Genomic DNA, 26,244 nt, shown 5'->3' with positions numbered 1-26,244 from the left:
CGGAGTGTACGCCGCTCAATGCACGGTGCATACCATGCAGGGGTCGAAGGAGCGCACCACGTGCTGCACCGCGAGCGGCACGCGGGCGTCGTCCGCAGGCAGGCCGACCAGGGCCTGTTCCAGCGCGCCGGGGGTGCCGGCGGCGTCGCGCGGGGAGAAGTTCCAGGTGGTGGGCGCGATGATCTGGTAGCCGGCGATGCGCCCGTGGCGGATCACCAGCCAGTGGCCCAGCGCGCCGCGCGCAGCTTCGACCAGGCCGCAGCCCATGGCCTCGTCGGGCAGTGCGCCCTGGGCGCAGAAGGGCTCGCCGGGCTGCAGGGCCTGCACCCAGGCCTCCATGGCGGGGACTACGCGGGCCAGTTCCAGCAAGCGGCACACTACGCGTGCCAGCACGCTGGCGCCATCGCGTGCGACCAGGTTGCGCGCCAGCGGATGGCCGTCCACCACCTGACGGGCCAGCGCACCGCATTCGACCACCCGGCCGGCGAGGCGCGGGGCCTTGCACCAGGAGTAGGCGCCGTCCTTGTCTGCGTCCGGCTCGGTCAGCCCGCGCCACGGGTGACGGGCCTCGCCCTGCATCCAGGCGTGGCTCAGATCCTCGCGGATCTCGTCCGGATCGAAGGCAGCGACCGTAGCGGTTTCCGGCTGCCAGACCCCGCGTGCAAACAGCGGCGTGCCGGCCAGCGGATAGGCGCCGTGGCTGATGAAGCGGTCTGTGGCGCGGCCGATGCGGGCCAGCCCGAGATCGTCGGCGATCTCCAGGAACAGGCGCAGGTCGGAGCTGGCCGGCGCGCGCGCTGCGGCCCAGGCGGCCAGCGCGTCGGCCGAGTCGAGCGCCGCGATCGTCTCCAGCGTATCGCCGAAGGTGTGGCGCTCCAGCCAGCGGCGGAACTCACGCAGCAGCGCGTACAGGCGGATCTTCTCCGCCGCACTGACCGCGCGCGCCGAGCCACCCGGCTGCAGCGAGAGCGTATGCGGCCACTTGCCGGCGAGGATGCCGGTGAGCTGCAGGAAGGCCGCGCGCGCCGGCACGGCCTCTGCCGCGGCGCTGCCGTGCACGGCCTTGAAGCGCGCGCGTGCGGCGTCGAACCACGGCCGCCCGGCATAGGCCTCGCGGGCGAAGTCCGGCATGAAGAAGAGGTAGAAATGGGTGAAGTGGTCGGCCAGGTTCTCCGCCGCCAGCACCAGGTTGCCGGCCAGCTCGCCGTTGGCTGGCACCGCCAAGCCCATGGCCTCGCGCAGCGCGGCGGCGGCGGCCGCCGACTGCGACACCGAGCAGATGCCGCAGATGCGAGGCACCAGCACCAGCGCGTCGCGCGGGTCCTTGCCACGCAGGATCTGCTCGAAGCCGCGGAACAGCGGGGAGTTCACATAGGCTGCTGCCACCCGCCCGTCGGCCACCTCCAACTGCACTTCGAGGTCGCCTTCGACGCGGTTGAAGGGGCCGAGAACGATGCGCTCGCCCATGCTCACTTCAGCCCGGTACGGCGGATCGCCGGCGTGACCGCAAGGTGGTCGGCCACCGCGTTGTCGCGCACCCGGCGCGGGGTGGCGGATTTGGACAGCGCGGCGAGCGCCACGAACCAGGCCTTGGGCATGTCCGAGGGCAGGCCGATCGGGATGCCGGCCACCTTGGGGGTCTGCACGAAGGGGTGGCCGGGCTCCTCGAAACCCGGCTCGGTACAGGAGATGCACGCATAGCCGCCGCGGGTGCACGAGCCGCTGCCGTTCCACGGCCGCAGGTTGCAGTCGGCGTGGGCCTGGGTACCCTTGCAGCCCATGTTTTCCATCAGGCAGCCCTGGTCGGAGGGCTTCTCGGCGCTGGCCTTGAATTCGTAGTATTCGTTGCGGGCGCAGCCGTGGTGCACCAGCTGGTCGGCGTAGAAGCGCGGGCGGGCCAGGGCGTCCAGCGCGTCGCCGTCGAACTGGCCCAGCGCCAGCGCCATCAAGGTTTCGACCACCCAGCCGGGGTGGGTGGGGCAGCCGGCGACGTTGATCACCGGCAGGCCGGCGGCCGAGCGGTAGTCGGCGCCGAGCAGGCCGCCCGCGGCTTCGCCGTCGTATTGCAGGCCGCAGGCGCCGGCCGGGTTGGGGCCGGCGGCGGTCACCCCGCCCCAGGCCGCGCAGGAGCCGATCGCCAGCGTGTAGCGTGCGCGTGCGGCGAGTTCCTGCACCCAGGCGATCATCGGCCGTCCGCTACCGCCCAGCATGTGGAAGCGCCCGCTGCCGTCCGGCCCGCGCAGCAGCGATCCCTCGACGCACAGCAGGTCCACCGGGAGGTCGCCGGCCGCACAGGCGGCCAGCAGGTCGAGCGCCTCGGCGCCGCTTTCCTCGGACAGCGAGGGGTGCCACAGGATGCGGATGCCGGCGTCGGCGAGGCTGCCGAGCAGGTCGCTGGAATCGGCGCACAGCAGCGACATGGTGCAGCCGCCGCAACCGCCGGACTGGAGCCAGAGCAGGTTCATGGGCGTATTGAACCACCGCGGCGCGCAAAAGGCGATGCGCGGGGATCAGCTGCGGTGGTCGTTGCGCCGGCGGCGTGGCACGGCATCGTTGCCGAACAGGGTCAGGCGCGCTGCTTCCTGCATGGCCAGCATGGCCGGATGGGCGATGCGGCGTTCGGTGGTGATCAGGAAGATCTGCGCGGTGACCTCCGCGATCTGTCCCAGGCAGGCCACGCCGTACTGGCGGCAGATGGTGTCGGCCAGCGCGTGCGGCGCGACGAACACGCCTTCGCCTTCCTGGCCGAGCGCCTTCAGCAGGGCCATGTCGTCGCATTCCGCGACGATGCGCGGCGCCAGCCGGCGGTCGGCCAGCCAGCGCGCCAGGGGGGCGTGGAAGGCAACGTCTTCGCCGGGCATCAGGAAGGGCGCTCCGTCGAGCAGGGCGGGAAATTCGCCCGTGAGGCGGTCGCGCAAGGCCGGTGCGCAGAAGGCCGCCAGCGGGCTACTGCCCAGCAGGTGGCTGTAGGCGCGCACGCTGGTGTCCGGCGGCATCGGGCGATCGGCGACCACCGCTTCCAGGCGGTGGATGGACAGCTCGGCGAGCAGGGCGGCCAGCCGGCCTTCGCGGCATTCCAGGCGCGGCGGCTGGTCCAGCTGCAGCACCGCGCGCAGCAGCTGTGTGGCCACCGACTTGGGCACCGAATCGGTCACCCCTATTGCGAAACGGCGGGCCTGGCGGGCGTCCGGCCGGCGCAGCATGTCCAGCGCCTCGTCGCCCAGCGCGAAAATGTCGTCGGCGTACTCGAGCAGGCGGTGCCCGGCGTCGGTGAGCACCAGGCGGCGCCCGCGGCGTTCGATGAGCTGTACGCCGAGCGTCGCCTCGAACTGGCGCAGCTGGCCGCTGATGGCGTGTGCGCTCAGGTGCAGGGCTTCCGCGGCGCGGGCGGCGCTGCCCAGGCGGGCGACGGTCCAGAAGTAGCGCAGGTGCTTGTAGTTGAGCGCGGGCATGGTCCTTGATCCTCGAGAAAATCGATTGCTTACGGGCAGACATTCGATTTTTCTGCCGGTTTCAGGCGGGCTAGGATCAGCTCCACATTCACAGCCACAAAGGAAGGAGACCCAGCATGCGCCAATACGTGGAAGACAGCGGCCCCGCGGTGGCCCGTGTCCTGTCCCTTGCGCTGATGGCCGACGGCGCCATCGACGCGAGCGAGCTCGATTGCCTCCGGCGCCGTCAGGTGCTGGAGCGCTTCGGTCTCGAGGAAGCGGACTTTGATCGCGTGATGCGGGAGTTCTGCGAGGACCTGAATCTCAGCCTGGGCTACTTCGATGCGCTGCAGTGCCGGCTGCACACCGAACTGGTCGACGCCATGCTCGACGAGATCAAGGACCCGGCGCGCCGCCGCGCGCTGCTCGACGCGATGATGGCGATCACCTGCGCCGACGGTGCGCTGGGCGAAGGCGAGCGCCTGCTGCTGGCGCGTGCGGCGCTGCGCTGGGAAGACGAGAACGACTGGCCGGTGCGCATCCGTCCGGCGACGGACGATGCCTGACGGACCGACTGCGGGCGCTCAGGCGGCGGCCAGGCAGCTGCGGTTGCGGCCGGTGCGCTTGGCGCGGTAGAGCGCCTCGTCGGCTGCGGCCACCAGGGCGCCGGGCGTGCTGCCCGGTTGCGGGATGGCAGTGGCCACGCCGATGCTCAGCGTCACGCAGTCGGTGACGTCCGATGCACAGTGCGGGATGGCCAGCGCCCGCACCGCCTGGCAGATGCGCTCGGCCACCGCGTGGCCGCCGTCGGGTTCGGTGCTGGGCATGATCACCGCGAACTCCTCGCCGCCATAGCGCGCCGCCAGGTCGGCCGGGCGATACACCGCGCCGCTGATCGCCTCGGCCACCGAGCGCAGGCATTCGTCGCCCTTCTGGTGACCGTAGGTGTCGTTGTAGCGCTTGAAATGATCCACGTCGGCGAGCATGAAGGTGATCGGCGACGCGGTGCGCTGGCCGCGCGCCCATTCGGCGTTCAGGCGCTCGTCCAGCGAACGGCGGTTGGCCACGCCGGTGAGGCCGTCGCGGGTGGCGAGGTTGTGCAGGGCGATCTCGGCCTGCTTCTGCGCGGTCATGTCGCGCAGGGTCTCGACCACCGCGACCAGCTTGCCCTGGTCGTCGAAGATGGGGCCGGCGTCCACCGCGAGGTAGAGGCGCTCGCCCAGGCGGGGCATGGTGCACCAGTTCTCGGCGCGCAGGCCGAGGCCGAATTCGCCCGGTTCGGCATGGGCGGAGTAGAGCGTTTCGAGCTGGTCGGGCTTGTTCAGGGCGACGACGTCGGCCAGGCAGTGGCGTTCGTGGTTGTAGAAGGCCTGCCAGTGATTGCGCGTGCCTATCATCTCGCTGGCCGGGCAGCCGGTGAGGCGTTCGCAGGCCTTGTTCCAGATCGCCACGCGACGCTCGGTATCGAGCACGAAGGTGGGCACGACAAGGTGCTGCATCAGCCGGACGGCCATGCTGTGGCCGCCATCGAGCATGGGCAATCGATGGTCTAGAACGGACTCCACGCGCGTCTCCTCAGCGAGTTCTTGTTGTTGCGCAGGGGTGGCAAGGTGGAATCTTAGTGGGGTGATGCGCCTGTTACAAGATGTTTGCGTATGACGACTTGCGTATGACCAAGGGCATGGCGGCGGATGCTCGCCCGGCGGCAGTGCTCAGCCGCCGTCCAGCCCGTAGCGCGCCAGCTTGGCACGCAGGCCGACCCGCGACAGGCCCAGTTCCTGCGCGGCGCGGGTCTTGTTCCAGCGCAGGCGGATCAGCGCCTCCTTGAGGATGCGCGCCTCCAGCGCGTCCAGCCGGGTCTTGAGATCGCCCTGCAGGCCGTCGATCAGTTCCAGCGCCGCCTCCTGTTCGCTCTCCGCAGCGCGCAGCACGCGCGCGCTGAGGTGGGCGGCGGAGAGCGTGTCGCCGTCGGCCAGTGCCGCCATGCGCAGTACCTCGTTGCGCAGTTCGCGCACGTTGCCCGGCCAGCGCCAGGCGGTGAGGCAAGCGACCAGCTCGCGCGACAGCGGGGCGAAGCGGCGGCCGAGGGCGGCGCCGGTTTCGTCGGCCAGGCTCTGCGCGATCAGCGGAATGTCCATCGGCCGCTCGCGCAGCGGCGGCACATGCAGGGTGAAGGCGGCGAGGCGGTAGTAGAGATCCTCGCGGAAGCGCCCGGCGCGTACTTCGGCTTCCAGGTCGCGGTTGGTGGCGGCCACCACGCGCACGTCCACCGCCTGGGTGCGGCTGCTGCCCAGCGGGCGGATCTCGCCTTCCTGCAGGGTGCGCAAGAGCTTCACCTGGAAGGCGGCGGAGGTCTCGCCGATCTCGTCGAGCAGCATGGTGCCGCCGTCGGCCTGCCTGAACAGGCCCACGCGGTCCTCGAAAGCGCCGGTGAAGGCGCCGCGCTTGTGGCCGAAGAGCTCGGATTCGAGCAACTGGTCGGGCAGCGCGCCGCAGTTCTCCACCACGAAGGCCTGTTCGGCGCGCGGGCTGTCGTAGTGCAGCGCGCGGGCGAGTAGTTCCTTGCCGGTGCCGGATTCGCCGGTGAGCAGCACCGGGATGTCGAGCGCGGCGAGGCGCTCGACCATGGCGCACAGCGCGTTCATCGGCGAATCGGGCGCGCGCACCAGGCGATCGAGGGCATAGCGTTGCGCCAGCTGGCCGCGGCGTTCGCCGGCGCGTGCGGCGAGCACCGGCGCGGAAGCCTTGAGGTCCACCGCCAGGCGCTGGTTCTCGGCCTGCAGGCGCGAGAGTTCGGCCGCGCCGCGCAGGGTGAGCAGCAGCTGCTCGGGCTGCCAGGGCTTGAGCAGGTACTGGTAGATGCCGGCCTCGTTGACCCCGGCGATGATGTCCTCGGAGTCGGTGTAGCCGGAGATGATGATGCGCACCGCGTCCGGCCAGCGCTCGCGCACCTGGCGCAGCAGGGCCACGCCCGAGGTGCCGGGCATGCGCTGGTCGGTGAGCACGATCTGTATCCACTCGCGCTCCAGGATCGCCAGCGCCTCGTCGGCGCCCGAGGCGGTGAACACCTCGAAGTCCTCGTCCAGCGTGCGACGCAGCGCTTCCTGCGAGCGCACCTCGTCGTCGACCACCAGTACGGTGGGCAGGCGCTTGATCATGCGGCCTCCGGGGTGGCGACGCGCCAGCCGGGTTCGCGGTGGCGGGCGAGGTGGCGGGGGGTCCAGGAATGCGGCGTCTTCATGACGAAATGGTAGCGGGCGACATGGTAGCTGGGGTCGAAGCCGTAGAAGTTGCGCCGCATTGCGGCGAGCTCCTCGGTGCGGTAGGCGGAAAGCGGCTTGTCGGCCTCGTCGGCGGCGCGCTCTGCGGCCTTGGCGGCGATGCGGTCTTCGATGGCGGTGGCGGCGAGATCATCGGCATGGCGCTGCAGTTCGGCTTCGAAGGCGTCGACCGTGGCGCCGAACACGCGGTCGACGAGGCCGCGTTCGGCCGCCAGGCGGGCGGTGAGCGGCAGGCGCTCGCGCATGATGCGCGCCGCACCCTCGTCGCCGACCCGGCGTGGCAGCAGATAGGTCCAGTATTCAGAGCCGAACAGGTTGCCCATGTTCTTGTAGTGCGGGTTCATCACCACACCGTCGCGCGCCCACACCTCATCGCAGGCCAGCGCCAGGAAGCAGCCGCCGGCGCCGGCGTTGCCGCGCAGCGCGGCCACGGTCAGGCGGTCCGTGGTCTCCAGCAGCGCGAGGCAGAGGTCGTCCATGGCGTTGATGTTGCGCCAGGATTCGTCGGCTGGCGATGCGGCGGCCTCGATGCGGCCGAGGTGGATGCCGTTGGACCAGAAGTCGTGCCCGCCAGTGAGCACCAGCACCTGGGTGGGGCGGGCGCGTGCGGCGTGCACCGCGGCGGTGAGACGTTCGCATTCGGGCGTGCCCATGGCGCCGTTGTAGAAGTCGAAGGCGAGGAAGCCGATGCGCCCGTCGGCCGATTCGCGGTAGGCGATGTCCGGGCAGGCGGGCTGCGCATCGTCCAGTTCGGGCAGGCCGGCGGCCTCCGCGGCGAAGGCCAGCGCGGCCGGCAGCTTGAAGGGGTGGGCGTGGTCGGCGCGGCGCACATGGCCGATCCATACGCTGGCATCCCGGGTGGCGCGCAGCAGCGCGTCGTGGCGGCGACCGACCACCGTGCCGGGCGTGGCGTCCGGGACGCAGGGGCCGGGGTGGGCGTCGAACAGCCGGCAGGGCAGGCCGAACAGGGTGTCGAGCACGCCGGGAAAGCCGTCGGCGGCGTGCATGCGGGCGAGGATTTCGCAGGTCGACATGGCGGCCCAGTCGAGGGCGCGGTCGGCTTGGGTCATCGGTGCATGCGGGCGGCCGCGTACCGCCGGGTCGGCGTAGTCCTGCGCGCGCGGCTGCCAGCGCCCGGCGCGCCAGTCGGGGTAACGCGCCAGCGCCTCGCGCACCGCGGTCAGTGCGGCGGTGGTGACTTCGTTGCGGTAGGTGCTCGCCTTGGTGGCGCCTGCGCGCAGGGGGAATTCGGCATGCCCCCACACCGGACCGGCGTCCATCTCGGCCTCGGCCTGCAGCACGGTCACGCCCCAGTCGGCGAGCCCCTGCTGGATGGCGTGGTCGAGCGCGGCCGGGCCGCGGTCGCCGACGATGCCGGGGTGCACGATCAGCGTCGGCACGCGGCGCCACACCGATTCCGGCACCGCGCGCTTGAGGAAGCTGGCCAGCACCAGGTCCGGGGCGAACAGCGCCACCGCCTCTTCGGTGACGCTGTCGGCGATGTCGAACTCCACCGACAGCTCGTGGCCGTCGGCGATGAGTTCCGCATGCAGGCGCTGGGTCAGGCTGTTGAAGCTGTGGGTGAGGAGCAGGATGCGCATGGTCACCGCCTTGCCGGGCGTAGGGGAAGGAATGCGGTCCGCGCAGCTGTAGGAGCGGCCTTGGCCGCGATCGCGGCTTTCGTTCCGCCGATCGGACGTATCGCGGCCAAGGCCGCTCCTACAGGGGGCGGCACGGGGCAGCGGGGCGGGTAAGCCTCGGTCACGTCCATCCTCCTCAGCAGATGCGCGGCAGCGGTTCGCCGGACAGCCAGTCGAGCATGCGCTGGCCGCCGAAGGCGGTGCGCACCTGGACGAAGTGATGCGGGTCGGCGGTGGCGCTGCCGATGCGTGCGGCGGCGCCCCCGAGCGGGTGGGCACGCAGCGCGGCGAGCGCGGCCTCGGCGTCCTCCGGCGCACAGACGACCACCAGCTTGCCTTCATTGGCGAGATACAAGGGGTCCAGGCCGAGTAGCTCGCAGGCCGCGGCGACCTGGCGGTTCACCGGAATAGCCGCCTCATCGAGCTGCATGCCGACGCCCGACTGGCGGGCGATCTCGTTGAGCGTGGTGGCCAGCCCGCCGCGGGTGGGGTCGCGCAGCACGCGCACGCCGGGCACCGCGGCGAGCAGGGCGTCGATCAGGCCGTGCAGCGCGGCGCTGTCGGAGACGATCTCGGACTCGAAGGCGAGCGATTCGCGCTGCGCCAGGATGGCCATGCCGTGGTCGCCCATGCTGCCCGAGACCAGCACCGCGTCGCCCGGGCGGGCGAGTGCGCCGCCCAGCTCGCGCCCGGCGGGCAGCGCGCCCAGGCCGGTGGTGGAGATGAACACGCCGTCGCCCTTGCCCTGCTCGACCACCTTGGTGTCGCCGGTGACCACCGGCACGCCGGCAGTGCGTGCGGCAGCGGCCATCGATTGCACGATGCGGGCGAGATCGGCGAGCGGGAAGCCTTCCTCGAGGATGAAGCTGGCGGTCAGGTACAGCGGGCGTGCGCCCATCACCGCGACGTCGTTCACCGTGCCGTGCACCGCCAGGCTGCCGATGTCGCCGCCGGGGAAGAACAGCGGGGTCACCACATGGGCGTCGGTGGCCATCACCAGGCGCTCGCCTGGCGCGGGGGCGGGCAGCACCGCGCCGTCGTTGCCCTGGCCGAGATAGTCGTTGGCGAAGGCGCGCGCGAAGAGCTCCTCGATCAGCTGTGCCATGGCACGGCCGCCGGCGCCATGGTTGAGGTCGACCCGGCCGTTGCGCAGATCGAGGGGGCGGACGTAGTTCGGTTTCATGGATTGAGGCGGAAGAGGTCGGGTTGCGACTGGCGGTAGACGCGCAGCCAGTTGAGGGTGAGCGGCGCTAGCTCGCGTACCGCCACCCATACGGTCAGCGGCCCGGCGCTGCCGGCGGCGAGCTCCCGGCCGAGTTCCTGCCAGCGCGCCCAGTCGATCTCGGCGATGGTGCTGCGCGCGCTGTCCGGCAACTCGCCGGCGGCCTGGGCGATGGCCTTCAGGCGCTTGACGGTCTCGGCGTGGGTCAGGCGGCTGCGGAAGAAAGCCGCCTCGTCGACCTCCTCGGTGAGGGTGAGGATCTCGGTACAGGCTTCGTCGATCAGGCCGAGCAGGGCGGCTTGCAGCATGGGAGCGTCTCTGGACGGTTGCGGGAGCCCGGCGCAGTCGCGGCCAAGGCCGCTCCTACGGGGGCTGGGGGGAACTCCGGACGCCGCATCGCGGCCAAGGCCGCTCCTACAGGGGGGCGCGGGGTTTGGTAGGAGCGGCCTTGGCCGCGATGCGGCGCTGTTGGCAGGCACATCGCGTTCATGCCGCCGCATGGTCGCGGAAGCGGCCGTAGTTGTAGTGCGCGGCGCAGGCGCCTTCCGAGGACACCATGCACGAGCCCATCGGGTTCTCCGGCGTGCACACCGTGCCGAACAGCTTGCAGTCGGTGGGGCGCTTCACCCCGCGCAGGATGGCGCCGCATTCGCAGGCCTTGTGGTCCGGCACCGAGCGGTAGTCGAGGCCGTACTTGGCCTCGGCGTCCCAGGCCGCAAAAGGCGCGCGGATCCGCAGCGCGGAGTAGGGCACTTGGCCGAGGCCACGCCACTCGAAGGCGCGGCGCAACTCGAAGACCTCGGAGACCAGCGCCTGCGCCTTGAGGTTGCCCTCGCGGCTCACCGCGCGGGTGAATTCGTTCTCCACCTCGGCGCGCGATTCGTTCACCTGGCGGATCAGCATGCGGATGGCCTGCATCACGTCGAGCGGCTCGAAGCCGGCGATCACCACGGGTTTGCGGTATTCCTCGGCAAAGAACTCGTAGGGCCGGCTGCCGATGATGGTGGACACGTGCGCCGGGCCGATGAAGCCGTCCAGCGGCACGGTGCCCAGCTGGCGCACCTCGGGGCTTTCCAGAATGGTCTGGATGGCCGAGGGGGTGAGCACGTGGTTGCACATCACGCTGAAGTTGGCCAGCCCCAGCGCGCGCGCCTGCTGTAGCACCAGCGCGGTGGGCGGCGTGGTGGTCTCGAAGCCGATGGCGAAGAACACCACCTCGCGCGCCGGTTCGCGCTGCGCCAGGGCGAGCGCGTCGGCCGCCGAATACACCATGCGGATGTCCGCGCCGCGCGCCTTGGCTTTCAGCATCGACAGCCCGTTGGAGGCCGGTACGCGCAGGCAGTCGCCGTAGGTCAGCACGGTGACGCCGCGCTCCAGCGCAAGCTGGATCGCGAGGTCGATGCGGCCGATCGGCAGCACGCACACCGGGCAGCCGGGGCCGTGGATCATGCGCACGTTGGCGGGCAAGAGATCGGTGACGCCGTAGCGCGAGATGGCGTGGGTGTGGCCGCCGCAGAACTCCATGAAGGCGTAGCGCCGCGTGGGGTCGGCTTCGGCGCGGATGGCCGCGGCCAGCCCGCGGGCGACTTCGCCATCGCGGAATTCGTCGACGTACTTCATGCGGCCCCCTCGCCGCCGGCGGGCTGGAGCAGTTCGCCGGCCTCGCGGAACAGCGCCAGCGTGGCTTCCGCCTCTTCGGGGTCGAGGCGGGAAAGCGCGTAGCCGACATGCACGATGACGTAGTCGCCCAGCTCGACGCCGTCGACCAGCGCCAGCGAGACCTGCTTGCGCACGCCGCCCAGGTCCACGACGGCCTGGTCGTCGGCGGCGAACTCCACCACGCGGGCGGGGATGGCGAGGCACATGGTTCAGTTTCCTTCGAGGATGCGTTGCGCGACCCAGGCCTGGCCGGCGGCCAGCCCGGCGTCGCCCGGCGGCAGGCGTTCGGGGCGCAGCACGACGAGGCCGGCGGCGGCGAGGTGTTCGAGTAGTGCGGCGGTGAGCAGGCGGTTGTGGAAGCAGCCGCCGCCCAAGGCCACGGTGCGAATGCGCTGCGCGGTGGCGGCAGCGGCGAGCCAGTCGGCGCAGGCGGCGGCCAGCGTGGCGTGAAAGCGTGCGGCGCCGCGGGCGGCGTCGGTCTCGTCGGCGAGGCGCACGAGCAGCGGCAGCAGGTTCAGCGTGCCGTCGGCGGTGACGCGCCATGCGTCCGACTCGGGCGCCACCGGGCCGTGAGCGCGCGCGGCCGACTCCAGCGCGATGGCGGCCTGCGCGCCGGTCTCATTCACCTCGCACAGGCCGAGCAGCGCGGCGGCGGCGTCGAAGTGGCGGCCCAGGCTGGTGGAGGGCGGCGACAGGTGCGGGCGGTCGATGATCTGCACAAGCTGCGCGGCGGCGCCGTGCCGGGCGAAGCGCGCTGCGATCTCCTCGCCGCGCCCGGCCAGCTGGAGCGCCGCGGCGGCCATGCGCCAGGGCTCGCGCGCGGCGCGGTCGCCGCCGGGCAGCGGCAACGCACGCAGGTGGCCCAGCCGGGTACAGGCGGCGCCATCGACCAGCAGCAGTTCGCCGCCCCAGGCGGCGCCGTCATCGCCCAGACCGACACCGTCGGCGGCGATGCCGAGCGCCGGGCCGGGGTGGCCATGTTCGGCCAGCACCGCGGCAAGATGCGCGTGGTGGTGCTGCACGGCGATGGCCGGCACCTGCAGGCGCTCGGCCAAGGCGCGGGCGGCGCGGGTGGATTGAAAGTCCGGGTGCAGGTCGTGGGCGATGGCCCGCGGCGGCTCGCCGGGCAGTTCCAGCAGGGCGTCGAGCGCGGCGTCGAAGCGCCGGCAGGCTTCGGCATCGATCAGGTCGCCGGCGCTGGCCGCACGGTGCAGCCGGTCGCCGGCCACCCGCGCCGGGGTGCTCTCGAACCAGGCGCCGGTCGCCAGAACCGGCGGGCCGGGCAGGGCGAGCGGGCGGTCCGCGACGGCTGGGGAGGCGGTGCAGGCCTGCATCGTTATCTCAGGCTTTCTGTGCCTGCGCTACGCCGGTCCTGATCCAGCCCAGCCAGTCGTCGAAGCCCTCGCCGCTGGTGGCCGAGCAGCGGATCACCTGCAGCTTCGGGTTCACCCGCCGTGCGAAATCGATGGCGCGTTCGGCGTCGAAGTTCAGGTGCGGCAGCAGGTCGACCTTGGAGAGCAGCATCAGGTCGGCGGCGGCGAACATGTCCGGGTACTTGAGCGGCTTGTCCTCGCCTTCGGTGACCGAGAGGATCACCACCTTGTGCGCTTCGCCGAGGTCGAAGGCGGCCGGGCACACCAGGTTGCCGACGTTCTCGATCAGCAGCAGGCCGCGTTCGGGCAGCGGCAGTTCGCGCAAGGCGCGGCCGACCATGTGGGCGTCCAGGTGGCAGCCCTTGCCGGTGTTGATCTGCAGCGCGGGGGCGCCGGTGGCGCGGATGCGCTCGGCGTCGAACTCGGTCTGCTGGTCGCCCTCGATCACCGCCACCGGCATGCTGCCGGCGAGCCGGCGGATGGTCTCGACCAGCAGCGTGGTCTTGCCCGAGCCGGGGCTCGAGACGAGGTTGAGGGCGAACACGCCCAGGTTGGCCAGATGCTTGCGGTTGGCCGCGGCAAAGGCATCGTTCTTGCCGAGGATGTCCTGCTCGATACGCAGCATCTCGGTCTGCGACAGCCCCGGGGCGTGCGCATGCGCCGGGCCGTGGCCGAAATGCAGGTGGCCGGGCGCGGCGGTCGGTTCGGTGTCCGGCGTCGCTTCACCCAGGCGCGGGGCGTCGGGGGCGGGCGCACGCCAAGTGTGGGTGGCCGCCTTGGCGCGTGCCTTGGCCGGCGCGCGCATCGGCATCGCCTGGCCGTTGATCCTCAGTTCTCCGCTACCGCAACCGCACACCGTGCACATCTCGTCTACTCCAGTTCCAGTTCCTTGACCCGCATCTCGGTGCCGCCGGTGGGCTGCACCTGGTAGCTGCCGCACTGCGGGCAGGCGTCGTACAGTGCCGCCACCGGCACCGTGGCGGCGCACTGCATGCACCAGCCGGTGCCGGGCACCGCCTCGACGTCGATGCGCGCGCCTTCGGCCACGGTGCCGCGCAGCACCACTTCCAGGCAGAAGGTGAGCGCCTCGACCTCGACTGCGGCGAGTTCGCCGATCTCCAGCACCACCGCGCCGACCCGGCGCCCCTCATGCGCGCGGGCGGCGTCCTCGACGATGCCGCGCACCCCTTCGGCGAGCGACATCTCATGCATGGCCAGACTCCGTGAGCTTCACTTCGAAGGGCACGCACGGGTTGAGCCCGAGCACCAGCGCGGTGAGGTGGCGGCGCGCGCTCTCCAGGTCCGGTGCCTGCCAGCCGCTGCCTTCCAGTGCAAAGGCGCCGGCCGGATGGAAGTTCCATTCGGTGGGGGCGACGATGGCGTACTCGGCCACGGTGTCGCCGTCGAGCCGTACGGCATGGACCAGCACCCCGCGCGCGGTCTCGCAGCGCGCCAGGCCCGCGCCCTCGCCCAGCGGGGCGGCGTCGAGCACTACCGGCATGTCCTCGGCGAGCGGATGGCGCAGGCGGCTGGCCCAGTCGGACAGATCCACCACCTCGGCAAACAGGCGGGCGGCCACCGGGTGGCCGCGCTGCACCAGCAGGCGGACCAGCATCGAATCCTGGTGGCGGGCCAGTGCCCCGGTCTCGGCCGGCGCGCCCTGCCAGGTGGGGGCGCGGCAGAAATCCTCGTCCGGCACGCCGGCAAGTGCCGCCGCCCACTCGGCGGCGCTGGCGCAGGGCAGCAGCGTCGCCATGCCGCGCGGCGGGGCGTAGGTGCCCATCTCCAGCAGGTCGCCGAGCGCGGCGCCCACCGAGCCGCCACGCCGTGCGCGGCTGGCGAACTCGGCCAGGCTGGAGGGTTCGCGCGCCACGGTGAAGAAGCCGGCCAGCAGCTCCGCGGCCACCAGGTCGAGGATCTGCCCGCCCACGTCGCGCGCGCTGTCGGGGCCGTTGCCGGCCACGCGGGCGAGTTGGCGGTGCAGTTCGGCGAAGCGTCCGCGGCGCGGTTCGTAGCCGAACAGCGCCGGCCAGTCGAGCAGCAGGCGCCACAAGTGCTCCTGCGCGGCCTCCGCGGCGATCGCGCGCTCGGCGGCGATGCGCGCGGCCTCGTCCGGCGCCGCTTCGCCGCGCGCCGCGGCCACTACGGCCTGGGCGGTGAGCGCCTGGGCGCGCCCGCACAGCGAGAACAGCGCCGGCACCAGGGCCAGCGCCTCATCGACCGTGCGCCCGACCAGCAGCCTGGCGGCCTGCGGGCGGCTGTTGAGCGCGCGGGCGACGGGGACGCCGCGACCGTCCCACTCGGCTTCGATGAGCAGCTGGCCGGCAGGGTTCATCGTCCACCTCCGAAGGGGCCGCCGCGCAGGAAGTCGCGCCGCGAGAGCGGCTGGGCGATGGCCGAGCCGCCAGCGAGATGCGCGCCCTCTGCGCTGGCGGGCGGCTGCGGCGGGGCGGCCAGCAGGGCATCGAAGGCGGCCAGCGCAAAGGCTTCCGCATCCGCCTGGGTAGGGAAGTCGAAGGCCGGCGAGGCCAGCGAACAGCTCTGGTAGTGGCCCAGGCCGTCCTCGCGGTTGCCGAGGAATTCGTAGCGCCCGGAGGGGAAGTCCCACCACTGCGCGCCGCCCACCTCGATGGCGCGGAAGCGCCCGCCGGGGCCGGGCAGGATGACCAGGTTCACCGCCCACGGGGTGACCAGCACGCCCAGCCATTCGCCCAGCCAGGCCTGCATCGCCGGCACCGCCACGCTGAGCGCGGGGTTCACCACCGGCAGCCCGGCCATGCGGGTGGCGGCGATACAGGCGAAGCGCTCGGCCAGCTGCTGCTGCGGGTTGCGGGCGTGAGGCGGACAGGCTGTTGCGGACACTAGTCGTTGACCACCAGGAACTTGTGCTTGGGGGCGTCGCAGTTCGGGCAGGTCCAGTCGGCGGGCAGGCGGGAGAAGGGCGTGCCGGGCGGCACCTGGCCGAGCTCGTCGCCTTCGGCCGGGTCGTACACCCACCAGCAGATGCCGCATTCGAGCCGTGCATCGTCGGTCAGCGCGTCGTCCCTGCCCAGGTAGCTGCCTTCAAACATCGTCCGCCCCGTCCGCCAGACCTTCCCGCAGCGTAGCGACCCATTCGGTCAGCCGCAACAGGCTGTCGGCGAAATCCTCCGTGGCGGCCAGCGCCACCTCCGGGATGTCGGTGACTTCGACGGTGTCGAGGATCAGCTTGTCGTCGTTGTTGAAGTACTGCACCCGCCAGGTGGCCGGCAGGCCGGTGGCGGTGATGCGGCAGTTGCCATAGCCGCGCGACAGCACGGTGGCCGGGCCGTCGCCGAGCGCCGCGCCCAGCCAGGCGAGGTCGGCCGGGGTCATCGGCAGCAGGCTGAGGTTGACCACGTGGGCGGCGTCGCCCGGGCGGTGGGCGCGGGCGGCGGCGAAGAGCTCGAAGAGCACCGGCTGGGCGTTCATCACGCCGTCGATCAGCGGCGGCTGGGCGCTGTCGCTGGCGGGGTGCGCAGCGGTGGCTGCGGCGGCCGGCACCGCTGCGGGGATGGCGCCGGCCTCCAGCATGTCGGAGAGCAGGCGGCCGTCGGCGTCCACCGCCTGGACGCGCCACAGGCCGGCGAACACGGTCTCCTGGATGTGCAGTGCCGGGCTGCCGCGCACGATGGCGGAGACCTCGCCCTGGCCGAGGGCGTCATTCACCACCGCCAGCGCATCGGCGTCCAGGGCGGAAAGGTCGAACAGCGGATTGCTGCCTTCGCCGAAGCGCCAGCCCTGCAGGCCGGCGAGCACGGTTTCCAGCGCGGCGATGGCCGCGGCGGTGGCCGCCGGGTCGGTGGCCTCGGGCATGCGTGGCAGGTCGAAGGTGTGCATGCCGGACGGCAGCGGCAGGTAGTCGAAGCCGTCCTCTTCGGCCGGCTGGGAGTCACGGCCGACCCGTGCGGAGATGGCGTCGAGCGAGACGAGCGGGATGGGAAAGACCTTCATGATCTCGGGCTCCGTCAGTGGCAGGAGGAGGTGGTGGCGGCGCGCACCGGGATGCCGATGCCGGGACGGCGCGCGGTGGGGGCGGCGAGCATGGCGCCGAGCGCGGCCACCAGGCGCTCCCACTCGAACATGCCTTCCAGCTTGCCCACCCAGGCGCCGTCGCGCTGGAAGAGCATGGCCGGCAGCTGGCCGGCGCCGAAGCGCGCGGCGATCTCGCGGCTGGCGGCCGGGTCGGCCACGCCGGGGCGGAAGCGCCCCGGCCAGGCCTTGAGCGCCTCGGGCAGCACCAGGGCCATGTCCCAGGCCTCGGGGCAGGTCTGCGGCTCGTCGGTCAGCAGCAGCAGGCTGTCGCCGGTGGCGGCGAAGGCGTCTACCTCGTCGGCGGCGAGGCGCAGGAAGCCGTGGCGGGTTTCCAGGCGTTCGAGCTGGGTGGCGAAGGGCGTGCTCATGGGGTGGTGTCCTTGCGCAGGAAGTCGGGCAGTTGCGGGCCGCGCTCGATCAGGTCGGCGAAGGCGGCGTCGATGTCGGTGCTGCGTCCGGAGAGCAGGTCGCCGAGTGCATCCACCGCGGCGCCGATCTGCGCGGCGCGTTCGGGGTCGAGCACTTCGCGCGCGGCGCCGAGGAAGGTCAGCAGCCAGGTGCCGGGCGGCTGGGCGCCGGTGAGCAGCAGGTCGATCCAGGTTTCGCTGCCGTCACGGCCGCGGCACAGCGCGCGGGTGTCGTCACCGCGCACGACCTGCATGGGGATGCCGACGCACATCAGCGCAGCGCGTCCGGATGGAAGCGCAGGTCGCCCATGCGCCAGGCTTCGTCGGCGGCCGGGCGGCCGGCTTCGTAGCCGTCCAGCGCCAGCGCGTGGTCGTTGAGCACCGCGGTGGGGGTTTCGGCAGGGAGCAACTCCACGCCCCAGTCACGCAGGCGCTGCGCGGCCAGCTCGAGGGCCTCGGGTACGCGCGCGCGTACCGCCGGGCGCAGGCTGCCGCCATAGTCGTCCAGTTCGGCGGGCTGCACGCCGATCAGCAGCATCTCCTCCGGCAGCTGGCCGAGCAGCTCGGCCGAGGCCAGCACCTCCTGGAAGCCGGTCTGGTGCAGGCTCATCTTCTTGACGCCCATGAAGCGCGGTACCTCGGCGTTCTCGACCCGCCGCAGGGTGCCGGCCGGCAGGCCGTAGTCGATGGCGTCGAAGATGATCAGGCGGCGTGCGGCGGCCAGGTAGGGCAGCAGGTACAGGCCCTGGGTGCCGCCGTCCATCACGGTGACGTGCTCGGGTACCTTCCAGCGCGCGCTGAAGGCCTCGACGCAGCGCACGCCGAAGCCTTCGTCGGCCCACAGCAGGTTGCCGATGCCGAGGAGCAGGATGGGGTCGGGCTGAGTGTTCATGGCGGCGCTCGGGGTCGGGACGGTCGAAGTTCAGCAGGGACCGTGCCAGTGCGCCGTGGGTGGAAATGCAGCGGCGGATCAGGGGGTTGCGGGTGTCAGTGCATAAGGTTGGCGGATGAAGTGGAAATTAACATTCCAGAGTGGAAAGTCGGTATCCGCCTCCGGCCAGGTGCGTACGCCGGAGATTTCGGGTGTAGGAGCGGGCTTGCCCGCGATGCAGTCCGGGATGAAACGAACGCCGCATCGCGGCCAAGGCCGCTCCTACATTGGCAGCTGCTGGCGCATCGATCGGGGGCGGCATACGGCAACGGCCCGGTAAATGCGCCGGGCCGTTCGGAGGACGGGCGGGCGTCAGTCCTTGAACATCCGCCAGCCGCTGATCATGGTGCTAATCAGGCTCTGGCGGCTCATGATGTCCTCGCGGATCGCGGCATACACATGCACGATGACGAAGCACAGCGTCACCCACATGCCCAGGCGGTGCAGGCTGTGCACCTGCATGCTGTTGCCGCCCAGCACCGCGATCACCCAGCCGAACATCTCGTCCGCCCAGCTACCCGCGCCCAGGCCTTCGCCGTAGAGCGCGAAGCCGGTGAGGATCATGTACACCGCGCCGACGGTGAAGAACAGGAACATCATCAGCTGCGCCAGCGGGTTGTGGCCGACGTACTTCTTCGGCTCCTTGACCAGGAAGAGGTACCAGCGCAGCTCGTAGAACACTTCGCCCCACCAGTTGGGGTTGAAGATCGGCAGCAGGAAGAGCTGGCGGGCGTGGTGGTTGCCGACGAAGGCCCAGTAGATGCGGCCGAGGAAACCGATGGCGAAGATGTAGGCCGCCGAGAAGTGCAGGAAACGGATCCAGCCCATCAGGTACTGCGCGCTGGTGTCGCCCGACAGCGCCGGCAGCGGCTTGCCGATGAAGTAGCCGGTAACCGCCAGCACCACGATGGCGAGCGCATTGACCCAGTGCCACAGGCGCAGGGGTGCTTCATAGACGTACACCGCCTTGACCATGCGCGCGCTGCGCTCGGCTTCGAAGGCATCCTGTTCAGCAAGCATGATGTTCTCCAGTTATCCAGGTTCGGCGCGGCGAGCGGGTGAAAGCGCTTCGGTTCGCCTGCGCCCTCCCCTTCAAGGGGAGGGTCGGGGTGGGGATGGGGTTGTCTCCCCGAACCGAAACCCATCCCCCACCTGTCCTCCCCCTTGAAGGGGGAGGGACGCCGGGTGCACCGGCTATGGGTCTGTCAGCGGCAGGGCGGCGGGGCGCGTCGAAGGAGAAAACCGGCCGCCGCCCTGCCGTGACAGAACTCGCGCTTCAGCGCACCTTCACCTGCGTCATTTCCTGGCCGTCCGGGCTCATCACGTGCGTCGAGCAGGCCAGGCAGGGGTCGAAGGAGTGCAGGGTGCGCAGGATCTCCAGCGGCTCGTCCGCCTTCGCCAGCGGCGTGTCGAGCAGGCTGGCCTCGAAGGCGCCGATCTGGCCCTTGTGGTCGCGCGGGCTGCCGTTCCAGGTGGTGGGCACCACCGCCTGGTAGTTGTCGATCTTGCCGTCCTTGATCTTGATCCAGTGGCCCAGCGCGCCGCGTGGCGCCTCGGTGAAGCCGGCGCCCTTGGCCTCCTTCGGCCAGGTCTCCGGCTCCCACTTGTCGATGTTGGCGGTGGTCAGGTCGCCGGCCTTGAGGTTGGCCATCAGCTTGTCGAACTGCTCGACCTGCAGGTTGGCGCAGTACAGCGTCTCGATGCCGCGCGCCGCGGTGCGGCCCAGGGTGGAGAACAGCGCCTGCACCGGCACGTCGAGCTTGCCGAGCACCGCGTCGATGGTGTCCTTGATGAAGGGGTACTGCTGCGGCTGCAGGTAGCCCAGCACCATGCGAGACAGGCAGCCGACTTCCATGGCGTGGCCGCGCCAGCGCGGGGCCTTGATCCACGAGTACTTGCCTTCCTCGTCGAGCGACTCGATCGCGGTCTTGCTGCCCTTGGTGTTCTTGCCGAGCACGAAGTTGGGCTCGGTGACACCGTCCCAGGGGTGCAGGCCTTTCGTTTCGTCGGCGTACTTGTACCAGGAGTGGGAGACGAACTCCTGCACCTGCTCGGGGTCCTTGATGTCCACCTCGTGGATCTTGGACAGGTCGCCGTTGATGATCGCGCCGCGCGGCAGCAGCAGGTTGGGCGCGGTGTAGTCGTTGGCGCGTTGCGGGATGTCGCCGTAGGACAGCATGGCCTGCGAGGACAGGCCGCCGCCGTGCAGCCAGCCCTTGTAGAAGGAGGCGATAGCCAGCAGGTCGGGGATATAGACCTGCTCGATGAACTCCTTGGTCTGGTCGATGATGCTCTTGACCAGGTTCAGGCGCTCCATGTTGATCGCGCCCACCGCGCCCACGCCGTCGAGGTTGATCGCGCACGGCATGCCGCCCACCAGCCAGTTGGGGTGCGGGTTCTTGCCGCCGAAGATGGTGTGCACCTTGACGATTTCCTTCTGGAAATCGAGCGCTTCCAGGTAGTGGGCGACCGCCATCAGGTTGGCTTCCGGCGGCAGCTTGTAGGCCGGGTTGCCCCAGTAGCCGTTCATGAAGGGGCCGAGCTGGCCGCTCTCGACGAACTTCTTCAGGCGGTTCTGCAGGTCGCGGAAGTAGCCCGGCGAGGACTTCGGCCAGCTGGAGATGCTTTGCGCGAGCGCCGAGGTGGCCTTGGGGTCGGCCTTGAGCGCGCTGACCACGTCCACCCAGTCGAGCGCGTGCAGGTGGTAGAAGTGCACCAGATGGTCGTGAACGTAGAGGTTCAGCTGCATCAGGTTGCGGATGGTGTTGGCGTTCTCGGGGATGGCGATGCCCAGCGCGTCCTCGACCGCGCGCACGCTGGTCAGCGCGTGGGTGCCGGTGCACACCCCGCAGATGCGCTCGGTGAAGGCCCAGGCGTCGCGCGGGTCGCGGCCGCGCAGGATGACTTCCAGGCCGCGCCACATGGTGCCGGTGGACACCGCGTTGCGGATCACGTTGTTCTCGTCGAGGTTCACCTCGACCCGCATGTGGCCCTCGATGCGGGTCACCGGGTCGACGACGACGCGCTTGCCGGTGTTGTCGAGCTTGAAGCCCTGGGTTTCGTACACGCCCATGATCAGTTGTCCCCTTGCTTGACGTCGATGCCGGTCTTGTTGCGCGCGCGCGCCAGGGCGGTCACCGCGGCGTGCGCCGCGACGCTGGCGCCGACGATGCCGGCAGCGGTGGCGCCCACCTTGTCGGCGTTGGATTCGATGCCGAACTGCTTGATGTCGGTGACCCGGCTGTAGAAGCTGCCCTTGTCCCAGAAGCCGTCTTCCGAGCAGCCGATGCAGCCGTGGCCGGACTGGATGGGGAAGGACACGCCCTCGTTCCAGCGCACCGTGGAACAGGCGTTGTAGGTGGTCGGGCCCTTGCAGCCCATCTTGTAGAGGCAGTAGCCCTTGCGCGCGCCCTCGTCGTCCCAGCTCTCGGCGAACTGGCCGGCGTCGAAGTGCGGGCGGCGGTAGCACTTGTCGTGGATGCGCTGGCCGTAGAACATCGCCGGGCGGCCCATGCGGTCCAGCGTGGGCAGGCGGTCGAAGCTCAGCATGTAGGTGACCACCGCGGTCATCACCTCGGGGATGGGCGGGCAGCCCGGCACCTTGATCACCGGCTTGTCGGTGATCACCTTGTGCACCGGGGTGGCGCGCGTCGGGTTGGGCTTGGCGGCCTGCACGCAGCCCCAGGAGGCACAGGAGCCCCAGGCGATGATGGCCTTGCAGTCGGCGGCCATGTCCTTGAGTTTCTCGACGAAGGGGCGCCCGCCCTGGAAGCAGTACATGCCGTCCTCGTTGAGCGGCGGGTTGCCTTCCACCGCGAGGATGTACTGGCCCTTGTACTTGCGCTTGACCTCTTCGAGGATGGCCTCGGCCTGGTGGCCGGCGGCGGCCATCAGGGTGTCGTCGTAGTCGAGGGAGAGCATCGACAGGATGACGTCCTTGGTCAGCGGGTGCGCAGAGCGGATGAAGGACTCGGTACAGCAGGTGCATTCCAGCCCGTGCAGCCACACCACCGGGGTGCGCGGCTTGGTCTCCAGCGCGTGAGCGATGCGCGGCGCGGCAGCCGAGCCCAGGCCCAGCGAAGTCGCGGTGAGACTGCAGAACTTGAGGAAGCTGCGCCGGGTAATGCCCTGGCGGCGCAGCACGTCGTAGAAGGTTTCGATCATCGAGGCGTCTCCCCTGTCGCGGATGCCGTCGGCCCCGGGCGGGGCGGGCATGGTGGGAGGGCCTCTACAACTTCCGTGCCAGGGGCGTCAGGGCGCGCAAACCCCTTGCCGGCTCAGGGGATTGCGCGCGCCGTTCAAGCGCACTGCGTGGGCAGGGTGAAAAGCGATCTTCCGGATTGCCGGGGAGGTGGAAGCGGCTTGTCCGGCGCCGCCTCAGGCGCCGGCGGCGGCCGCTTGCGGCGTGCTGCAGCCGTCCTGGGCGACTTCGCCGGCCGGCTTGATTCGGCGCGAGATCTTCACCGGCGACATCGCCGCGATCGCATCGGCCTGCAGCTCCGGGCTGAGGTAGGGCTTCAGGCCCTGCGGCTGGCGCGGATGGGGGGCAAAGTTCTGCTTGGCCGCTTCCAGCTGTTCCTTGTTGGCGCTGAAGTAGCGCGCGGCCTGGATGACGCGCGGCAGGTTCTTGACCACGTGCCACAGGCTCCAGCGGTGCTGCCAGAGCTTCTTGCTGAAGCGCCGGCGGTAGGCCTTGCTGTCGTAGTAGCGGCGCACATGCCAGTTGTAGAGCGCGTCCATCTCCTCGCGCGACTCGAAGCCGGCCGGCTTGTAGACGAAGTTCAGGCAGTTCATCAGCCGCCAGTCCTCGATGAAGTCGCCTTCCTTGCCGGAGACGCACTCGTCCCAGATCGGCGCGCCGTACATCGGGCTGAACTTGGTCATGTTCATCTCGTCGAGGTCCAGCGACAGGATGAAGTCGCTGGTGGCCTTCACCGTCTCGGGCGTCTCGCCCGGCAGCCCGAAGATGAACAGGCCCTTGGCGCGTAGCCCGGCGGCGTGGATCTGCTCCACGGTCTTCTTCACCGCCTCCAGGGTCACCCCGGTCTTGTGGCGCTCCATCATGCCCGGGTCGGCGGATTCGATGCCCATCGACACCATCAGCGCGCCGGCGCGCTTGAGCAGCGCCAGCATCTCGTCCGAGGTGTGGCCGGTGCGGATCGCGCAGTTGAAATCCACCCCCAGCGGCTTGGCGATCAAGAGTTCGCACAGCTCGTGGATGCGCTTCTTGTGCGCGGTGAAGAGGTCGTCGTAGATGTTGATGTGGTGCACGCCGAAGCTGTCGCGCAGGTGGCGGATGTGGTCGTGCACGTACTGCGGCGAGTTGTACTTGTAGAGGCGCTCGTACACCGTGCGGTCGCAGAAGGAGCAGGTGTAGGGGCAGCCGCGCGAGGTGATCATGGTCGCGCCCCAGCGCTTCTCGTAGGAGAACAGCGGCAGGTGGTAGCCGTGCGGGAAGCCGGCGAGCTTCTCGTAGGCCGGGAAGGGCAGTTCGTCGAGATCCAGGATGCGCGCGCGGCGCGGGTTGATCACCGGGTTGCCGCCGCCGTCGCGGTAGATGATGTTGGCGACGTCCTTGTCGGCCATGCCTTCGGCGATGTCCAGCATCGCCCCTTCGCCCTCGCCGATGCACAGGTAGTCGATCTCGGGGAAGTGGTCCAGCAGCGGTGCGCCGATCGAGGACACATGCACGTTGCCGAAGAAGATCTTCACATGCGGGCGCTTGGCCTTGATGTAGGCGGCGATGTCCACCGCGTCCATGAAGCCCGAGGTGGTGGCGGAGAAGCCGACCAGCTCAGGGTCGGTGGCCAGCACCTGCTCGGCGTTGGCCTCCAGCGAGGCCGGTGCGTAGGGGCCGAGGCAGTCGTGCACCTGCGTCGGGTGGCCGTGCTTCTCCAGCCAGGAGGCGAGCTGCAGGATGCCGATCGGCGCCATGCGGTTGGCCAGCACGGAGAAATCCGGCTGGCCGGGCACGAAGTTGAAACCGGCGGGATGGACCAGGGTGACGCGCATGGCGGGCTCTCTCTGCGGGTTCGTCGCGTTTTTTGGGCCCGATTGTGCGGGAAAACCTCGGTCTGTGTAAGGGCAAAAGCCCGCATCGCTGCCCGTCGGCGGCTCAGTTGCCGCCCCACAGGGGGTCGCCGCCGGCCTCCAGGTGGCTCAGATACACCCGCAGGTCGAACTCAAGCTGGTGGTAGTTCGGCTCCATGTGGCAGCACAGCTGGTAGAAGGCCTTGTCGTGGTCCGGTTCCTTCAGGTGGGCCAGCTCGTGCACCACGATCATGCGCAGGAAGTCTTCCGGCATGTCGCGGAACACCGTGGCGACGCGGATCTCGCGCTTGGCCTTGAGCCGCCCGCCCTGCACCCGCGAGATGCGCGCATGGGTGCCGAGCGCGTTGCGCAGCTCCTGCAGCTTGCCGTCGTAGGCCACGCGGGAGAGCGGGGCGGCGTTGCGCAGGTAGTCGCTCTTCATCGCCTGCACGTAGTCGTACAGCGCCTTGTCGGTGCGCACCGTGTGCGCCTGCGGGTACTTCTTGCGCAGCAGCGCGCCCATCTTGCCGGCGGCGATCAGCGCGTCGACCTGGGCGGTGAGTTCGGCGGGATAGCCGGCGAGATAGGCGGTGCGGGGTTTCGGTTGCATGGTCGAAGGGCGGGTGGCTCGGCGCGATTGTGGTCGAGGGGAAGGAGCCAGGGCAAGCGCGCGCGGCGGGAAGCGACGGCGTGCCCCTTGTAGGAGCGGCCTTGGCCGCGATTCGGCCGTCGTTCTCCCGCACGTGGCATCGCGGCCAAGGCCGCTCCTACAAGGGCCGGTCGAGCCGATGTCGAAGCGGGCCGGGTCGAAACGACTATGTTGGAGAGGCGGACCGGCCCGCCTCGCCCGCAACCGCCAGGAGACTCCGCATGAAGATCACCCAACGCATCACCCCCTGCCTGTGGTTCGACGACCAGGCCGAAGTGGCCGCGGCCTTCTACACCGGCATCTTCCCCAACTCGCGCATTGTCGAGCTGTCGCGCTACGGCGAGGCCGGCTTCGAGCACCACGGCAAGCCCAAGGGCTCGGTGCTGACCGTGGCCTTCGAGCTCGACGGCCAGCGCTTCACCGCGCTCAACGGCGGACCGGCGTTCACCTTCAACGAGGCGGTCTCGCTGCAGGTGAACTGCGACACCCAGGACGAGGTGGATCATTACTGGGACTGCCTGTCGGCCCGCGGCGAGCCGCGCGCGCAGCAATGCGGCTGGCTCAAGGACCAGTTCGGCCTGTCCTGGCAGATCGTGCCGGCGGTGCTGATCGAGCTGCTCACCGACCCGGACTACGAGGCTTCGCAGCGCGCCATGAAGGCCATGCTGCAGATGAAAAAGCTCGACATCGCCGCGCTCCAGCGCGCCCACGCCGGCGGCTGAGCCCCGGCCCTCAGTCGCGGTAGCCGGGCGATACACGGTCCAGGCGGCGCAGCAGCGCAGGCCAGGCGATCAGCCCGCCCTGGCCGTGGGTGACCTTGCTCCATTGGTCCTGCGCGCCGGCCACGATGCCCGTGCCGATGCGGGTCAGCTCGCCGCCGCCGGCCTGCGCGCGCACCTGGATCATGCAGCTGGTTTCCAGGAAGTACATCGCCACGAAGGCGTCGGCCACCGTGACGCCCACGGTCAGCAGGCCGTGGTTGCGCAGCATCAGGTAGCGCTTGTCGCCCAGGTCGCGCACCAGGCGCGGCTTCTCGTCGGCATTGAGCGCCACGCCCTCGTAGTCGTGATAGGCGAGCGAGGACAGCACGAAGATCGAATGCTGGGACAGCGGCAGCAGCCCCTCGCGCTGGGCGGACACGGCGATGCCGTTAACGCTGTGTACATGGAGCACGCAGACCGCGTCCTCGCGCGCGGCGTGGATGGCGCTATGGATGGTGAAGCCGGCCGGGTTCACCGGGTGCGGGCTGTCGAGCACCTTGCGCCCGTCCAGGCCCACCTTCACCAGGCTGGAGGCGCTGATCTCCTCGAACAGCATGCCGTAGGGGTTGATCAGGAAGTGGTGTTCCGGTCCCGGCACGCGCGCCGAGATGTGGGTGAACACCAGGTCGTCCCAGCCGTACAGGGCGACCAGGCGGTAGCAGGCGGCCAGCGCGACGCGCTGCGCCCATTCGTCTTCGCCGACCTGCGCGCGTAGCGCGGGGCCATCGGTCGATTGCGGTGCGTTCATGGCAGCCTCCGCGGCGTGCATGCCGGTTCACCCTTCATAGACCCGCGCGGAGTGCCGGA

At 70.4% G+C, this 26,244-nt stretch carries 28 protein-coding genes; 2 read left to right on the top strand and 26 right to left on the bottom strand.

The window, feature by feature from the left end; all coding sequences use genetic code 11:
• Positions 1 to 15: 15 nt before the first annotated feature.
• From IAI53_RS11210 to IAI53_RS11200, 3 genes are read right to left on the bottom strand one after another with little or no spacing between them, the layout of a single operon-like run.
• Positions 16 to 1,467: a nickel-dependent hydrogenase large subunit gene (locus IAI53_RS11210; protein ID WP_187718288.1), complete on the bottom strand. Its 1,452-nt coding sequence runs from the start codon at positions 1,465 to 1,467 to the stop codon at positions 16 to 18.
• 2 nt (positions 1,468 to 1,469) lie between these two features.
• A complete protein-coding gene (locus IAI53_RS11205; RefSeq protein WP_187718287.1) occupies positions 1,470 to 2,465 on the bottom strand; it encodes an NADH-quinone oxidoreductase subunit B family protein in 996 nt (331 codons plus the stop codon).
• Between the two features lie 45 nt (positions 2,466 to 2,510).
• A complete protein-coding gene (locus tag IAI53_RS11200) occupies positions 2,511 to 3,452 on the bottom strand; it encodes a LysR family transcriptional regulator (RefSeq protein WP_187718286.1) in 942 nt (313 codons plus the stop codon).
• A gap of 116 nt (positions 3,453 to 3,568) precedes the next feature.
• Between IAI53_RS11200 and IAI53_RS11195 the strand changes: the two genes are divergently transcribed.
• Positions 3,569 to 3,997 (top strand): TerB family tellurite resistance protein, encoded by a 429-nt coding sequence (locus tag IAI53_RS11195; RefSeq protein WP_187718285.1) that lies wholly within the window; start codon positions 3,569 to 3,571, stop codon positions 3,995 to 3,997.
• An 18-nt stretch (positions 3,998 to 4,015) separates the two neighbouring features.
• On the opposite strand, the gene IAI53_RS11190 is transcribed toward IAI53_RS11195, so the two are convergent.
• The 22 genes from IAI53_RS11190 to IAI53_RS11085 all read right to left on the bottom strand — a co-directional run bounded on the left by IAI53_RS11190 (position 4,016) and on the right by IAI53_RS11085 (position 24,637).
• Positions 4,016 to 4,996 (bottom strand): sensor domain-containing diguanylate cyclase, encoded by a 981-nt coding sequence (locus IAI53_RS11190; RefSeq protein WP_349771920.1) that lies wholly within the window; start codon positions 4,994 to 4,996, stop codon positions 4,016 to 4,018.
• Between the two features lie 147 nt (positions 4,997 to 5,143).
• A complete protein-coding gene (locus tag IAI53_RS11185) occupies positions 5,144 to 6,589 on the bottom strand; it encodes a sigma-54-dependent transcriptional regulator (protein WP_187718284.1) in 1,446 nt (481 codons plus the stop codon).
• A complete protein-coding gene (locus IAI53_RS11180; protein ID WP_187718283.1) occupies positions 6,586 to 8,313 on the bottom strand; it encodes a hydrogenase maturation protein in 1,728 nt (575 codons plus the stop codon). Before IAI53_RS11180 ends, IAI53_RS11185 begins: the two co-directional genes overlap by 4 nt.
• Positions 8,314 to 8,488: 175 nt before the next feature.
• Complete coding sequence (hypE, locus tag IAI53_RS11175) at positions 8,489 to 9,535, bottom strand: hydrogenase expression/formation protein HypE (RefSeq protein WP_187718282.1); 1,047 nt, start codon at positions 9,533 to 9,535, stop codon at positions 8,489 to 8,491.
• Complete coding sequence (locus IAI53_RS11170; protein WP_187718281.1) at positions 9,532 to 9,882, bottom strand: hypothetical protein; 351 nt, start codon at positions 9,880 to 9,882, stop codon at positions 9,532 to 9,534. The genes hypE and IAI53_RS11170 overlap by 4 nt, the downstream gene beginning before the upstream one ends.
• A gap of 178 nt (positions 9,883 to 10,060) precedes the next feature.
• On the bottom strand, positions 10,061 to 11,194 hold the full coding sequence (hypD, locus tag IAI53_RS11165; protein WP_187718280.1) for a hydrogenase formation protein HypD: 1,134 nt from the start codon (positions 11,192 to 11,194) through the stop codon (positions 10,061 to 10,063).
• Positions 11,191 to 11,439 carry a HypC/HybG/HupF family hydrogenase formation chaperone gene (locus IAI53_RS11160; RefSeq protein WP_187718279.1) on the bottom strand — a complete coding sequence of 83 codons (249 nt, stop codon included), beginning with the start codon at positions 11,437 to 11,439 and terminating at the stop codon, positions 11,191 to 11,193. The genes hypD and IAI53_RS11160 overlap by 4 nt, the downstream gene beginning before the upstream one ends.
• Positions 11,440 to 11,442: 3 nt before the next feature.
• On the bottom strand, positions 11,443 to 12,567 hold the full coding sequence (locus IAI53_RS11155) for a Kae1-like domain-containing protein (RefSeq protein WP_187718278.1): 1,125 nt from the start codon (positions 12,565 to 12,567) through the stop codon (positions 11,443 to 11,445).
• Between the two features lie 7 nt (positions 12,568 to 12,574).
• Positions 12,575 to 13,471: a hydrogenase nickel incorporation protein HypB gene (gene hypB, locus IAI53_RS11150; protein ID WP_187718277.1), complete on the bottom strand. Its 897-nt coding sequence runs from the start codon at positions 13,469 to 13,471 to the stop codon at positions 12,575 to 12,577.
• Positions 13,472 to 13,476: 5 nt separating this feature from the next.
• Positions 13,477 to 13,818: a hydrogenase maturation nickel metallochaperone HypA gene (gene hypA / locus IAI53_RS11145; RefSeq protein WP_187718276.1), complete on the bottom strand. Its 342-nt coding sequence runs from the start codon at positions 13,816 to 13,818 to the stop codon at positions 13,477 to 13,479.
• Positions 13,811 to 14,941: a hypothetical protein gene (locus IAI53_RS11140; RefSeq protein ID WP_187718275.1), complete on the bottom strand. Its 1,131-nt coding sequence runs from the start codon at positions 14,939 to 14,941 to the stop codon at positions 13,811 to 13,813. Before IAI53_RS11140 ends, hypA begins: the two co-directional genes overlap by 8 nt.
• On the bottom strand, positions 14,938 to 15,468 hold the full coding sequence (gene hybE, locus IAI53_RS11135) for a [NiFe]-hydrogenase assembly chaperone HybE (RefSeq protein ID WP_187718274.1): 531 nt from the start codon (positions 15,466 to 15,468) through the stop codon (positions 14,938 to 14,940). The genes IAI53_RS11140 and hybE overlap by 4 nt, the downstream gene beginning before the upstream one ends.
• Positions 15,468 to 15,677, bottom strand: a complete 210-nt coding sequence (locus IAI53_RS11130) for a rubredoxin (protein WP_187718273.1) — start codon at positions 15,675 to 15,677, stop codon at positions 15,468 to 15,470. The genes hybE and IAI53_RS11130 overlap by 1 nt, the downstream gene beginning before the upstream one ends.
• Positions 15,670 to 16,578, bottom strand: coding sequence for a hydrogenase expression/formation protein (locus IAI53_RS11125; protein ID WP_187718272.1), 909 nt, complete (start codon positions 16,576 to 16,578; stop codon positions 15,670 to 15,672). Before IAI53_RS11125 ends, IAI53_RS11130 begins: the two co-directional genes overlap by 8 nt.
• A gap of 14 nt (positions 16,579 to 16,592) precedes the next feature.
• A complete protein-coding gene (locus IAI53_RS11120) occupies positions 16,593 to 17,027 on the bottom strand; it encodes a thioredoxin domain-containing protein (RefSeq protein WP_187718271.1) in 435 nt (144 codons plus the stop codon).
• Positions 17,024 to 17,338, bottom strand: a complete 315-nt coding sequence (locus IAI53_RS11115; protein ID WP_187718270.1) for a HypC/HybG/HupF family hydrogenase formation chaperone — start codon at positions 17,336 to 17,338, stop codon at positions 17,024 to 17,026. The genes IAI53_RS11120 and IAI53_RS11115 overlap by 4 nt, the downstream gene beginning before the upstream one ends.
• Positions 17,338 to 17,958, bottom strand: a complete 621-nt coding sequence (locus IAI53_RS11110; protein WP_187718269.1) for a HyaD/HybD family hydrogenase maturation endopeptidase — start codon at positions 17,956 to 17,958, stop codon at positions 17,338 to 17,340. Before IAI53_RS11110 ends, IAI53_RS11115 begins: the two co-directional genes overlap by 1 nt.
• 351 nt (positions 17,959 to 18,309) lie before the next feature.
• Positions 18,310 to 19,017, bottom strand: coding sequence for a Ni/Fe-hydrogenase, b-type cytochrome subunit (gene cybH / locus IAI53_RS11105; RefSeq protein ID WP_187718268.1), 708 nt, complete (start codon positions 19,015 to 19,017; stop codon positions 18,310 to 18,312).
• Between the two features lie 256 nt (positions 19,018 to 19,273).
• On the bottom strand, positions 19,274 to 21,070 hold the full coding sequence (locus tag IAI53_RS11100; RefSeq protein ID WP_187718267.1) for a nickel-dependent hydrogenase large subunit: 1,797 nt from the start codon (positions 21,068 to 21,070) through the stop codon (positions 19,274 to 19,276).
• A gap of 2 nt (positions 21,071 to 21,072) precedes the next feature.
• Positions 21,073 to 22,212: a hydrogenase small subunit gene (locus IAI53_RS11095; RefSeq protein WP_285891457.1), complete on the bottom strand. Its 1,140-nt coding sequence runs from the start codon at positions 22,210 to 22,212 to the stop codon at positions 21,073 to 21,075.
• A gap of 162 nt (positions 22,213 to 22,374) precedes the next feature.
• Positions 22,375 to 24,009, bottom strand: a complete 1,635-nt coding sequence (locus IAI53_RS11090; protein WP_187718266.1) for a B12-binding domain-containing radical SAM protein — start codon at positions 24,007 to 24,009, stop codon at positions 22,375 to 22,377.
• A 103-nt stretch (positions 24,010 to 24,112) separates the two neighbouring features.
• Complete coding sequence (locus tag IAI53_RS11085; protein ID WP_187718265.1) at positions 24,113 to 24,637, bottom strand: M48 family metallopeptidase; 525 nt, start codon at positions 24,635 to 24,637, stop codon at positions 24,113 to 24,115.
• A gap of 260 nt (positions 24,638 to 24,897) precedes the next feature.
• Here IAI53_RS11085 and IAI53_RS11080 point away from each other — a divergent pair, with 260 nt between their 5' ends.
• Positions 24,898 to 25,398 (top strand): VOC family protein, encoded by a 501-nt coding sequence (locus IAI53_RS11080; protein ID WP_187718264.1) that lies wholly within the window; start codon positions 24,898 to 24,900, stop codon positions 25,396 to 25,398.
• Between the two features lie 10 nt (positions 25,399 to 25,408).
• Here the strand turns inward: IAI53_RS11080 and IAI53_RS11075 are convergent, their stop codons facing one another.
• Positions 25,409 to 26,185: a class II aldolase/adducin family protein gene (locus IAI53_RS11075; RefSeq protein WP_187718263.1), complete on the bottom strand. Its 777-nt coding sequence runs from the start codon at positions 26,183 to 26,185 to the stop codon at positions 25,409 to 25,411.
• Positions 26,186 to 26,244 lie beyond the last annotated feature (59 nt).

The sequence above is a fragment of the Thauera sedimentorum genome, assembly GCF_014489115.1.
Taxonomy (GTDB): domain Bacteria; phylum Pseudomonadota; class Gammaproteobacteria; order Burkholderiales; family Rhodocyclaceae; genus Pseudothauera; species Pseudothauera sedimentorum.
The sequence above is the reverse complement of the archived record's forward strand: the minus strand, read 5'-3'. Positions and strand labels throughout refer to the sequence as shown.